The sequence below is a fragment of the Olivibacter sitiensis DSM 17696 genome (assembly GCF_000427965.1).
Taxonomy (GTDB): Bacteria; Bacteroidota; Bacteroidia; order Sphingobacteriales; family Sphingobacteriaceae; genus Olivibacter; species Olivibacter sitiensis.
In genome coordinates, this window is the sequence record NZ_ATZA01000039.1 from 16,117 (window position 1) to 28,072 (window position 11,956).

At 42.8% G+C, this 11,956-nt stretch carries 10 protein-coding genes; 5 read left to right on the top strand and 5 right to left on the bottom strand.

Annotation, left to right across the window (positions count from 1 at the left end; all coding sequences use genetic code 11):
- Nucleotides 1–38 precede the first annotated feature (38 nt).
- Both A37S_RS0116965 and A37S_RS0116970 read right to left on the bottom strand, forming a co-directional pair.
- A complete protein-coding gene (locus tag A37S_RS0116965; protein WP_028298029.1) occupies nt 39–2,411 on the bottom strand; it encodes an ABC transporter permease in 2,373 nt (790 codons plus the stop codon).
- A 304-nt stretch (nt 2,412–2,715) separates the two neighbouring features.
- Entirely contained in the window at nt 2,716–3,618 is a 903-nt protein-coding gene (locus tag A37S_RS0116970; RefSeq protein WP_028298030.1) for a hypothetical protein, read from the bottom strand.
- Between the two features lie 241 nt (nt 3,619–3,859).
- Between A37S_RS0116970 and A37S_RS0116975 the strand changes: the two genes are divergently transcribed.
- A complete protein-coding gene (locus A37S_RS0116975) occupies nt 3,860–4,474 on the top strand; it encodes an outer membrane beta-barrel protein (RefSeq protein WP_028298031.1) in 615 nt (204 codons plus the stop codon).
- Nucleotides 4,475–4,599: 125 nt separating this feature from the next.
- Here A37S_RS0116975 and A37S_RS0116980 read toward each other — a convergent pair whose 3' ends face one another.
- Both A37S_RS0116980 and A37S_RS25065 read right to left on the bottom strand, forming a co-directional pair.
- Entirely contained in the window at nt 4,600–6,975 is a 2,376-nt protein-coding gene (locus tag A37S_RS0116980; RefSeq protein WP_028298032.1) for an ABC transporter permease, read from the bottom strand.
- 363 nt (nt 6,976–7,338) lie between these two features.
- A complete protein-coding gene (locus tag A37S_RS25065) occupies nt 7,339–7,821 on the bottom strand; it encodes an FtsX-like permease family protein (RefSeq protein WP_211229810.1) in 483 nt (160 codons plus the stop codon).
- 50 nt (nt 7,822–7,871) lie between these two features.
- On the opposite strand from A37S_RS25065, the gene A37S_RS0116990 reads away from it, so the two are divergent.
- From A37S_RS0116990 to A37S_RS0117005, 4 genes are all read left to right on the top strand, one after another.
- Nucleotides 7,872–8,648, top strand: coding sequence for an AraC family transcriptional regulator (locus A37S_RS0116990; RefSeq protein ID WP_036602934.1), 777 nt, complete (start codon nt 7,872–7,874; stop codon nt 8,646–8,648).
- 48 nt (nt 8,649–8,696) lie between these two features.
- Nucleotides 8,697–10,172 (top strand): S41 family peptidase, encoded by a 1,476-nt coding sequence (locus A37S_RS0116995; protein ID WP_028298035.1) that lies wholly within the window; start codon nt 8,697–8,699, stop codon nt 10,170–10,172.
- A gap of 249 nt (nt 10,173–10,421) precedes the next feature.
- A complete protein-coding gene (locus A37S_RS0117000; protein WP_028298036.1) occupies nt 10,422–10,664 on the top strand; it encodes a hypothetical protein in 243 nt (80 codons plus the stop codon).
- Nucleotides 10,665–10,791: 127 nt separating this feature from the next.
- The gene (locus tag A37S_RS0117005; protein ID WP_028298037.1) at nt 10,792–11,157 is read left to right on the top strand and encodes a VOC family protein; all 366 of its coding nucleotides are present in this window, start codon (nt 10,792–10,794) and stop codon (nt 11,155–11,157) included.
- A 69-nt stretch (nt 11,158–11,226) separates the two neighbouring features.
- On the opposite strand, the gene A37S_RS0117010 is transcribed toward A37S_RS0117005, so the two are convergent.
- Nucleotides 11,227–11,910 (bottom strand): cysteine hydrolase family protein, encoded by a 684-nt coding sequence (locus tag A37S_RS0117010; RefSeq protein ID WP_028298038.1) that lies wholly within the window; start codon nt 11,908–11,910, stop codon nt 11,227–11,229.
- Between the last annotated feature and the right edge of the window lie 46 nt (nt 11,911–11,956).

Sequence of the window (11,956 nt, forward strand, 5' to 3'; positions counted from 1 at the left end):
GAGAAATGTTTTGTCATTGTCAATAGGATAAATACCCGCTATTCATCTCGCAGGGAATCGACTGGGTTTGCCATGGCAGCGCGGATGGCCTGAAAGCTAACGGTCAGTACGGCGATGGTGACTGCCAGCAAAGCCGTCATCGCAAATACGCCCCATTCCACCGATATCCGATAGGCAAAGTCCTGTAGCCAGTGTTCCATCGCATAGTAAGCAATGGGCGATGCGATGACAAAGGAGATGGCCACAAGCCGCACAAAGTCTTTGGACAGGAGGCGAACGATACTTCCTACACTGGCTCCCAATACCTTGCGCACGCCGATCTCTTTGCTGCGCTGCTCGGCGGTGTGGGCGGCCAGGCCAAATAGACCCAGGCAGGAAATGAAAATGGCCAGGCCGGAAAACAGGCCGGTGAGCGCCGCTGTGCGCTGTTCACTCCTGAACTTGGCGGCATATTGCTCGTCGGCAAATTCATAGTCCAAAGGATGCTCGGGATTGTACTTGTGGAAGATGCTTCCAATAGTGGTCAGGTTTTCAGAGGTCTTGCGCTCGCCGTTGAGCTTGATAGTCATTACGCCCGTATAGGCTTTTGGGCCGGCGATGATCATAGGCTCCACTGCTTTGTAGGGCGAATTGATCAGGAAATTCTTGACTACGCCCACTACGGTATATTGGATATAGTTGTCCTCCACGATCTTGCCTATGGGATCATCGAAGCCCATGGTTTTCACTGCCGCTTCGTTGAGCAGCATGGCCGTGGAATCCGTGGGATACTTGCCCACATCGATGTCGCGCCCTGCCACCAATTGTACACCCGAGGTCTTGGTCCAGTCTTTATCTGCGGCAAAGCGGTGGATGGGCGATTGGTCTCCCGGTGCTTTTCCTTCCCAGCTGATGCTGCCGGAATTGCTCCACGTGCGGGTCATGGGTGCTCCCGTTTTGGTAATGGAAGTAGCTGCCCCGGCATCGATGATTTCCTGCCGGATGAGGTCGCTTTTTGGGCGGGAGATGTCGTTGAGGTACACGGTCATGAGCTGATCCCTGCTGTAGCCGGTATCCCGGTTTTCGGCATGTTGTATCTGCTGTCGGACAATAAGCGTGCAGATGATAAGTGCGATGGCAAAGGTAAATTGCAGGACTACCAGCATCTTGCGTAGGTTGAATGCCGAACGCACCCGCACATGGGTGCCTTTCAATACTTTGGCGGGCTGGAATGCCGAAAGGAAAAATGCCGGATAGCTGCCTGCTAGCAGTCCCGTAGCTAGGATGAACCCTGTTGCAGCGAGCCATATCACAGGTTTGTCATAGGGGATATACAGCTGCTCTGCTATGAGCGTCTCGTAGAGCGGCAGGGTAAGTGCCACAAGCAGGAGAGCAATGATGCCTGCCAGCACGGCCAGTAGTATGGACTCGCTGATGAACTGCCCGATGAGCATGCCCCGTCTTGCACCTGCTACCTTGCGTACGCCCACTTCCTTGGCGCGCCGTTCGCTCCGGGCGGTACTCAGGTTCATGAAATTGATGCAGGCGATGAGCAGGACGAAGACGGCGATAGCCCCGAATAGGTACACGCGGTCTATGCGCCCGCCAACAGGCTGTCCGTTTTCAACGCGCTCATAGAGGTGCCATTTGGCCGATGGGTACACAAACACATCAAGTTGCGACAGATCGTCCTTACGACGGCTGATGTCCCTGATCTTGGCGTTGAAAGCTTCCACGTCCGTGTCTGGTTTTAACAACACGAAGGTGTTGAGGTAGCTGTTTGTCCAGGCATGGGGCGAGGTGTCGGCATAGCCCAGGGTTTCATACATATGCCAGTTGATGGTGGCATCCAGCCTGAAGCGCGTATTGGCAGGAAGGTCTTTCAGGATGCCCGTCACGATGACGCTGTAGCGTTCTTCATTTTCCAGTTGGATGGTCTGTCCCATAGCCTCCTTATCGCCGAACAGTTTTTTTGCCGTAGATTCGGTCAATACAATGGAATTGGGTTGCGCGAAGGCACTTTGTGGATTTCCTGCTATAAAGGGGAACGAAAACAGATCGAAGAACTCGCGGTCTACAAACACCACTTGCTGGTCGATGGACGCCCCACCTGTATTGAATAAGAGCTTGCCACCATTGGCATAGCGGCTGGTGGCTTCCACCTCTGGATACTCGGCCTTCAGGGCTGGCCCCATAGGCACTGACGTGCTATTCCAACTTCCTATTTTACCGCCATTTTCCCTTTGATGGTAGGCTTCATATAATTGATCGCCCTTTTCGTGGAAGCGATCATAGCTTACCTCGTGCTGTATCCACAGCAAGATGAGGATAGCACCCGCCATGCCAACGGATAGTCCTGCTAGATTGATAAAGGCGTATCCTTTTGCCCTGATGAGATTTCGCCAAGCGATTTTGATGTAGTTCTTTAGCATCGTTTTAGTATTGAGATATGCGTATTGCGTATTGGGACATCAGATTTGAGACATGAGATATCAAACGTCAGAAAATCTCCTTGCGTTTTAAGCAGTAGGTATTAAGCTTTAAATTATCCGGTGGCCAATACTACTGGGATCTTTTACCTCTTAAAACTTAAAAAAAGCTATGCCAAAATCGTTCCTTTTGTTTTAATGATCTTATTATCAGTATTTTGATTGGTTTTTTGTTTGTAGAATTGTCCGATAACGGACAGTATTAGTACGGAATTGGTCAGTCTGGCTGTAACGTAACTACATCAATTTAATAAAAGTCAAGTACTTGGGCACCATAGCCATGTCGATCCAACAGTATAAAATTCATGACCGCATCTCGTGAATCGGAGGGCGAAGCCTCTTTGATCCAAATAGAAGCGTTAATCTTTGCCAGCTCATCGGGTTCTATATCATTTATATTATCATATTTGGTTATAATATGCCGAAAATCGTTTTCTGGATAGTGCTTTCGTGCATTTTCTTTTTGGAACTCTGCTAGTTTACGGACATTGTCCTCGATATGTTCTTTCTCATCATCAAAATAGGGGGCAAAGTGGTCGGCTATGTATTCGGCAATGGCCCTTGTATCTTCGTCCATTTCCTGTTTGAAATAAAGATGATCTGGAAATATATAAAGGAGATGGTGCTCTAGGATATTTTTCTTTAAGAAATTAGGCTTGAAAGTTCTGTGGAAACGAAAGTGGTTGATAATGATTTCTAGTTTTTTTGTGTCCAAGAAGCGCTTATATTCTGCTTTTAGGTATTCTACCCTATTTTTAAGATGATAAAAGTGATAGGCACGTTGGATGAACGTTCCACTGGCAAATAAGCCTGGCACAAAATGATCTTTATAGAAAGCAATGAGATCGAGCTGATAGGCAATATCCTTCAAGTAGCTTTGATCGTTTTCTCGCATCAGATTTTCATTGAACGCTATCGTTGCCTTGGCCGATTTTTCAAATTCCTCAAATTGAGTTTTCCGAAGGATATTCTTCAACGCATGCCTGTTGAAGTCAAACTCTTCCCAAAGACTGAAAAAATGCTTGCTCTCGGAATAGATATCTTTGACTTTTTCATGTTCAAAGATTTTTTCGGCTTGTTCCATACTCAATTTTAAGGTATGATACCTTGCTTGCACCAAGCGGATCAGTTCTTCTCTTCCTTCTATCATGTTTAAAAGAGTTAAAAATGAATGATGACTATAAATATAAGTGTTTATGGGGTACGCGACAAAAATCTGCTAAGCTTCAGTTGGTTTGTCTTTTCACCTTGCGCTTGGCGAAGGTGATATGGTGGGCATAGTGAAACGATGACTAAAAGCGATTTGTCTTGTACCTACCGTTTAAATATATGCTACCTAGCTATTTTTTATGGAATTCACTATGTTTGTTTGTTTACCGTGATTTACCCATATGATAGCAAAAACTTATACCAGCCTGCTTCTCATTTACTTCCTTTTTCCTTTTGCGATGGTTCATTCACAGGAACGGGCAAGAGGTGCTCATTATTTGGGGGCGTCCATTTCTGCCTTGGATGCTTATTTTCATCAGAAAGCCTTGTTGGGTACTGGGAGTAAGGAAGGGCGCTCACAAAGCAAGTTCGGTCTGCATTATACTTATCAGTTAAATGAAAGGCTGGGAATTGAATCGGGGATTCAATATTTGAAGTATCGATACGACTTAAGGCCGGCACCTACGGGCATACCGCAAACAGCTACCGCCCATGAGCTTCAATTACTGAGTGTGCCTGTCTATGGCAAATTCTCCTTTTTGAGATTTTTATATCTCAATGGAGGTGTAATGCTAGATATAGAAGCTAAGAATAGTGGCGGTGTCAACAGCCAGTCGGGTATTGGTGCGGGCGTTGGGATAGGGGCTCAATATTATTTAAAAAACGGTATAGGCTTCTTTTTAAATCCGCAGTTGATCCAACACAGGGTGATAGGTTTTCATAGTGAACAATACCCAAATAAATTGACGGAAGCGAGTGCTTCAATTGGAATCAGTTATAAACTGTCCAGAGACTAAAATTAATCCCCTCTCCTGATGGGGAACCGTTTGGCCTGTTTTCCATAATAGAGGTTGACAGTACAGTGCTATCCATCCCTCAAAGATTCCATCCCAATATCCATCGGATCTCGCTATTGCGCGATTTACTCATCGCGTAAAGACTCGACAGGATTGGCCGTCGCGGCTTTTAGCGCCTGATAACATACGGTGAGCAGGGCCAAGGAAAGAGCGATGCCAGCACCTACGAAGAATATCCACCACGAGAGTTCTATGCGATAGGCGAAGGTATGCAGCCATTTGCTAGATGCCCACCAAGCGATGGGCGTGGCAATGGCTATAGAAATTGCTACTAAACGGACAAAGGGCCTGTTGAGCAGCAGAAAGATCTGCTTGACATCTGCTCCAAGGACCTTGCGGATACCGATTTCCTTTTGACGAATATGGATGGCATAGGCCGACATGGCAAACAAGCCTATCAAGGCTACCAACAGGATGAGATAGGAAAAAGCGGTAAAGGCGTTTTTCAGTTTTTCCTGATCGGCATAGGAATGGGCGAACTTTTGATCGAGAAATTCATAGTTTAAATGCTGTCCATCCTTGGGGTTTATGGTCGTCCAGTTCTCCTGCAGCGCCTTTAACGTACTTTGTACTTTGTCGCTAGCCAGTTTGATCATCATTTCCACCTTATATTGGCCCATGGGCGGGACGCCTATCACGTCTAGCGTATAGGCCATAGGGCGTACTAGTTGCTCAAACCCCTCCATCTTGCTGTCTTCCACTAAAGCAGTAATACGGTAGGTACATTCGCCTTGCTTGATAAGTTGCCCTATGGGATCGGTGATGCCTAGCGCTTTCGCGGCGCTGCTATTGAGGACGATCTGGCTGGTATCTCCAGGTGAGACGTTCGAAAATGATTTCCCAGCCAATACATGAATATCCAAGGTTTCAAAATATTCCAGATCGACGGCAATATGATCCAGTGTTATTTCTTTTGCCTGGTATTGAAATGCATAGCTTTTGGGTGCATTACCGCCGGGTACATTGGATGCCACGGTAGCATACCGTACTCCGGGAAGCGATTTGAGCGAGGTACGAACTGCTTCAAAATCCTTGGTATCATTATACCATGCCATGTTTTTCACGTACAGTACTTGGTCTACCGAAAAGCCCTTGTCACTGTTCTTCATATAATCTAGCTGCCGGCTGATGACCAGCATGGAGCTGATGAACAGAAAAGCGATGACAAATTGAAAAGTGAGCAAGGCATGGCGTAAAGTGGCTGTTTTGTGACTTGTCTGAAAGCGACCACTCAAAACGGCTACGGGCCGAAAGCCAGACAGGGTGACGGCCGGATACAAACCTGCGACCAGGGTAGTGCCCAATACGGCCATACCAAGCTGAAAAGCGACGGTTTGGTTGAATTGGAAACTATCAAAATCATATTGGAAATAGATTCTCATGGTGTTCCATGAAAGGTAGACCAGCAAGGTGGCTATTGCGGCTGCCAATAGGCACTGCAAGAAGACTTCCATCATGAATTGCCTGGTTAGCCTGGCTCGCGATACGCCGAATAGCTTTTTGACGCCTATTTCCTTGGCCCTTTGTTGGGCCTGTACCACCATCATGTTGGCAAAATTCACACAGGCCAATACCAGTATGATAATGGATAGCGTACCAAGTGCAATGACCATATGATAGGCGGTAGCGCTACCATGCTTGGGGTGTAGGTGCAGGTTTTTCAACGGATCGAGGTACAGTACGGTAGACGCGGCCTGCTTCTGCGATGCATCGCCGAGTACCTCGTTTTGATAGATTTGGTTTATTTTGGTTGTCAATGCACGAATGTCCGTTCCGGGTTTCACTTGGATGTAGGTTTGGTAGCTAGGTACACTACCATTACCCGCCGTTTCTGCTACGTCTTCCTTGAATGCCATATAATCGTATTGGATATTGCTCAATCGAGAGTTATCGCCAATGGCGTGTATCTGTTCGAAGAAACCGGATTTTTCATTGATCAAGGCCACCGTCTTGGGTTCGGCAAAAGGGCCTGTTTCACCGGGAAACAATTTCTTCCCCACTTCCTTGGAGAAGATTCCCACTTGTGGAGTATTTGATTCCACTATGGAATAACCTGCTGCCTCGATTTGAAAAATCTGGGCTATGCTCTTATCGGCGGCTAGCCAGCGCTTTATAAAGAAAACATCGTTGTCCGAGATAAAGGGAAATTCATAAGGAGCTTGTGCTACCCTACCGGATAAGGCTATTTCCGGCAATTGTGCCTGTATCTTTGGAGATAGGCCCGCCGGGGTAAGGTCAGCAAAGCTGCCTTCCTGTTCGTTGCCTATCAGATAGATATTTTCATAATTATCGTTCCAGGTATCGTAGCTGTTCTCGCGGTTGATGTAGGCATAAGCCAGGATAAAGCCCGCAAAGCCAATGGCAAGACCAAATATGTTAAGCGTGGTATAGCCCACTGACTTCCGGGCTGCTCTGATGGTTATCTTGAAGGTATGGATCATAACATGTCTTATTGGCGATATATCTTTAAACTTTAAATGAAATAAACCCTGGTAAGCTTTGGGGTCTTACCAAGGTCTAAATTATAACAAACACACGATACTGGTGTGCCATAAATGAGGCCAATGTTTTTATTGTTTGAATATCAATGATTTATTGTTTTGCTCCTATCATTGGGTGTCCATAAGCGAACAGTTTTTGTTCGTATGCGGACAATATCTTTGCGGAACAATCTCCCTGTTTTAATTGATTCTAGGGCTATTCCAAGCATCTACCCATTCCTTACGTTGGCATCTGGAGCAGTTGTGCATTGTCTCTTCTAGATTGACCTCGGTGTACTACAATTAGGTTATGACTAAATGTAATTATGGATTTTTGAGATTCTCGATCGGATTTTGGACGATTACTTTCCACGATTGCAGTATGATGGTAGCCAAAGAGATACCAACAAGGCATCCAATGGCCAATAGGTATATCCATATACCGATGGAAGTACGAAACGCAAATCCGTTGAGCCATTGTTGCATGGCTATGGCGGCAATGGGAATGGCTATGGCGGATGCTATGCTTGCCGTTCGCAAAAATTCCTTGGCAAAAAGATAGATGATATGTCTGCGTTCGGCACCATATATCTTGCGTATGGCAATGTCCCTCAACTTTTTCTGTGCACTGAAATTGGCCAAGGCAGCGAGGCCAAGTAATGCAATGAGTAGAGCTATCGCACTGAAAAGGCCCATTATGCGTGCAAAATGCTTATTGCTTGTGTACTGTTGTTCGAAATACTGATCGAGGAAAAATGCGTCTAAGTTTGACTCGGGAAATTGGGATTTCCATTCCGATGCCAGCATGTCCATGGCGGGATGCTTCGGAAAAAATTTGGTGGAGATTTGGTGACAAAATGAATAAGAAAGATGTAAGTGAATATAAAAGGCTGGATATCTTGGATGGAACAGAAATTCTATTCGCTAAAAATCACACACAGGATTTCCCAAATCATACACACGATACCTTTAATATCGCATTGGTTTTAAACCAAACTTTTAATGCCAAACTAGATTCAAAATTCTTGCAGGCACCAAGAGGAACATTGTGTATAACGAATCCCGATGAAATTCACGCGACACCTTGCGACAAAAACATAGGCAATTCATTCATCACATTTTACATCGCTCCCACGGTTTTAACGCAAATAAACAATGGTGTTGATGTCTTTTTTAAAGATAAGGTTATCGATAACCAAAAACTCTTTTCTCTGCTTTATTTTCTTGCTCAAAACATGGGAAACAAATCAATAAATTTTGAAAAAGAATTAATCCAAGCACTTTCAATACTAGTGAAAGAATACGCAACAGAGATATACTTTAAACACAAAGACACAAAACTCTTCCAGGATTTTTTGCAAGAAGATTCGCTGGAAAAATTCTCGCTGGAAAAGACCGCAAACAAATTTGGGTTGGATAAATTCAAGTTTCTTCGGCTTTTTAAACAGGAAACGGGTTTAACACCGAATGCATACATTATTCTCCAACGGATCAATAAAGCTAAGCAAATGCTTTCCGAAAATGAAGATTTATCTGAAATTGCTTTTTCTTCCGGTTTTTATGATGTTGCGCATTTTAATCGGGAATTCAAAAGATATACCGGTGTAACTCCCGGAACGTACAAAAACGCGTAATGCAATATTATACAATTCATTTTCTTCTGCTCTCTGTAGCTTTGCAGCATGAGAAAAATAATAGCCATCCTTTGTTTTATTTTAGTTGATAGTTTTTGTTTCGCCCAAAATGATTCGATATTAAAAACGTATAGATCTGCCGAACTCTATCAAGATTATGATTTGTTGGTAAATTCGCTGAAAGAAGCACATCCTGGTTTATATTGGTACACCAGTCGGGCAGCGTTTGAAAAAATTTTTTCCGAAAATCGGGCAGAGATCAAAGACGGGATGAATAGTTATGATTTTTACAGGGTCATTTCCAAAATTGTTTCTGCCGATAAAGAAGGGCACTCCCAAGTTTACTCCTCCAAAGATATAGGTCAATTTGTAAACCAAAAAGCTAAGTACTTACCATTTGCTATTAAAACAGTTGATAAAAAGCTATATGTGTTAAACAACATTGGGAAGAATAAGACAAAAGGCCAAATTATAACACACATAAATGAAATTCCTATAGATTCAATTATCCAGACAATTTTTGAGCATACATCAAGATATTCCGATGGCTTTTCCGTGACGGGGAAATACAGAGATTTAGATCACTTCGGTTTTAGCGGATTATATATGGATTTTATTGATTACAGGTCGGAGAACATAAGTTTGACAACTCAAAATCCAGATAACGACGAAAGTACAGCGATTTCAATAGATTTGATCAGCAGAGATTCGCTCGTAAGCCTTGCCAAAACCGTACAAAGAATAAAAAGCAAACACGAAGGCAAATTATTCGATTTGGAAATAGTTCCACAATCAAAATCAGCAATCCTGACATTTAACGATTTTGGTTATGGAAGGTTTGAGAAGCAAAACTTAGATTTTAAATCAGTTGTTGACAGCATTTTTACCCAAATCAAATCAAGCAAAATTAAAAATTTAATTATTGACGTTAGAAATGTTGGCGGTGGTACTGAAGGAGCAGAAGACTATCTTTTTTCGTATCTCACAAAAAAACCTTATAAAAAATATCAATATGTAGAAGCCAATGGATTTACTTTTTCATTTTTAGATTTCACCGATTATAAAGATGACAGAGAGAAATTGGAAAATATGCTAAAAGAAGAACACGAACAGACAAAAGATGGCAGAATTTTGAGAAAGAAAAGCGTCTTGCCTACTGAAAAGCCACAAAAAGAACCATTTAAAGGAAATCTTTACATTTTATGTTCGGGCAAAACTTATTCAGGAGGGGCTGAGTTTGTATCAATTGCGAAAGCATACTCTGATGCAACAATTATCGGAGAAGAAACCGGGGGAGGGTTTTACGGTCAAACAAGTGGCTCTTATGTCTATTTACTTTTGCCCAACACACAAATGGAAATTAGAATACCATTGTTGAGATTTTATACAACTTTCACAAGCGACAAAATCCCATTTGGAAGAGGCGTAATTCCTGATTATGAAGTAACGACAACTGTTGAAGAATATGTCAATGGCACTGACAGCGAACTGGAATTTACACTAAAACTAATCAATAAAAAATAACGCCGTTATAACGTGGCATTGGCAAAATGGTGGGTTGAACTCCACGCCGAAAGTCTGTATGTTTTTGCTGCCGAATGTGTTTCACATTCGGTTTTTTCATAAATTAGCCGTTGTGAAAATACATAGGCTATGTTCCGGGCAAATTGAACTTTTTGTCTAATTTGTTCGCCACTTCGCGGCCCGATGTAATGAAATCCCTCTGGGCCTTCCATTACATTTCCTGCCGGTAGCAACCACAATGACCAATGTATGAACAAGATGATACATACCGACAATGCAAAAAACATTTTGGCGGTGGACGACGATGTTGTCGGTTTGGCTGTTGGCGGTTCTTGGTTGACAGACCAAATTGACGAATTTTCTGACCTCGATCTCATTCTTGTAACGAAAGAAAGAATATCAGGCGACAAAAATCAAATGCTTGCTTATGCCAGGCGGTTTTGCAATAGTGTGGCTGACAAACAAAGGCTCGACATCAGGCAGTTCAGCTAATAGTTCGCTAAAGCTGGACCATCGCAAATCCCCAAACGTTAGTTGTCATAGATGCAAAACAGACCAATGACAGAAATAAGTAATGGTAAAAAACTTGAATAATTAACACAGAAAAATCATAACGACAATGGACGTGAAATTTGAAGCCGGGATTAACATTGCAATTAAAATCCCAAAAAGCAAGTATGACAAAACGGTTGCCTTTTATAGAGACATTTTGAAATTGGAAGTTGAAGAGATACCAATTGACAATCCAACCGTTTCCAGAACTCACGAAGTGAAGTTTGGTCATAATGTAATTTGGTTGGACTGCGTTGACAACTACACTCACTCTGAAACTTGGTTACAGCTTACAGTTCCTAATATAGCTGAAGCGACAAGCTATTTAGAAGCAAACTCTGTGGAAACTTGTGACGAGATTGAAGAACTTCCGAAAAATATGCATTGGATACAAGATCCAGCAGGAACAGTATTCAATGTACAAGAGAGATAAACAAATTTATATCGAGCAAAAAAACCAACGAACCGCTAACCTAGGTTTGGCAAAATAGCAGCTGATTTTTTATGGAGTTGTAAATTCCTCTGTTGTTAGATGTTCTCCGAAATGGTGGACAATTTCGCTTAAAACATACTCTTGCTGTGTACGGTTAAACGCAGAAGTCGCATCCGAAATCACACGAGTATTATAACCTTTATCGTGAGCATCACGCAAGGTGCTTTCCACGCAAACGTGCGTAGCATAACCAACCAAATACAGATTGTCAATCTTGTTGTTTCGCAGATAAACATCCAAATTTGAACCTGTAAATCCGCTTGCTCCAACTCGTCCTGTAACCACAAATTCTCCCTGAATTGGTTTTACGGTTTCATAAAACTGAGAACCAAATTCGTTAATTGGAAAAGTTCCTGCATTTGGGATACCTTTTCTTAAACCACTTTTTCCGTTGGCTAATTCGGGATAACCTTTTTCAAAACGCAACCCAACGTGGATAACCTCAATATTGTTTTTTCGGACATAATCCAATGCTTTTTCAATGTTTTCAATTGATTTATGCAACATTTCTTGGTCCTTTAAATGAGATTTGTACAATTTCCCGTCTGGGTGCATCCATTCATTTTGAGTTTCTATTAGAATTAAAGCCGATTTGCCTTGCTGTTGGGCATTGATTGTTGTCTCCATTGTCATAATTATTAGAAGTGAAAAAAGTAACAGTTTCATTTTAAATTGTTTTTTAGTTTCAAACATTGTAAATAATTTACAATTTCAAAATAAAACCATTTATTTTATATTT

Bases quoted from the DNA above. Each gene is read 5' to 3' on its own strand.
- A37S_RS0116965 (WP_028298029.1), bottom strand. From the start codon at position 2,411: ATGCTAAAGAACTACATCAAAATCGCTTGGCGAAATCTCATCAGGGCA.
- A37S_RS0116970 (WP_028298030.1), bottom strand. From the start codon at position 3,618: ATGATAGAAGGAAGAGAAGAACTGATCCGCTTGGTGCAAGCAAGGTAT.
- A37S_RS0116975 (WP_028298031.1), top strand. From the start codon at position 3,860: ATGATAGCAAAAACTTATACCAGCCTGCTTCTCATTTACTTCCTTTTT.
- A37S_RS0116980 (WP_028298032.1), bottom strand. From the start codon at position 6,975: ATGATCCATACCTTCAAGATAACCATCAGAGCAGCCCGGAAGTCAGTG.
- A37S_RS25065 (WP_211229810.1), bottom strand. From the start codon at position 7,821: ATGCTGGCATCGGAATGGAAATCCCAATTTCCCGAGTCAAACTTAGAC.
- A37S_RS0116990 (WP_036602934.1), top strand. From the start codon at position 7,872: ATGAATAAGAAAGATGTAAGTGAATATAAAAGGCTGGATATCTTGGAT.
- A37S_RS0116995 (WP_028298035.1), top strand. From the start codon at position 8,697: ATGAGAAAAATAATAGCCATCCTTTGTTTTATTTTAGTTGATAGTTTT.
- A37S_RS0117000 (WP_028298036.1), top strand. From the start codon at position 10,422: ATGAACAAGATGATACATACCGACAATGCAAAAAACATTTTGGCGGTG.
- A37S_RS0117005 (WP_028298037.1), top strand. From the start codon at position 10,792: ATGGACGTGAAATTTGAAGCCGGGATTAACATTGCAATTAAAATCCCA.
- A37S_RS0117010 (WP_028298038.1), bottom strand. From the start codon at position 11,910: ATGTTTGAAACTAAAAAACAATTTAAAATGAAACTGTTACTTTTTTCA.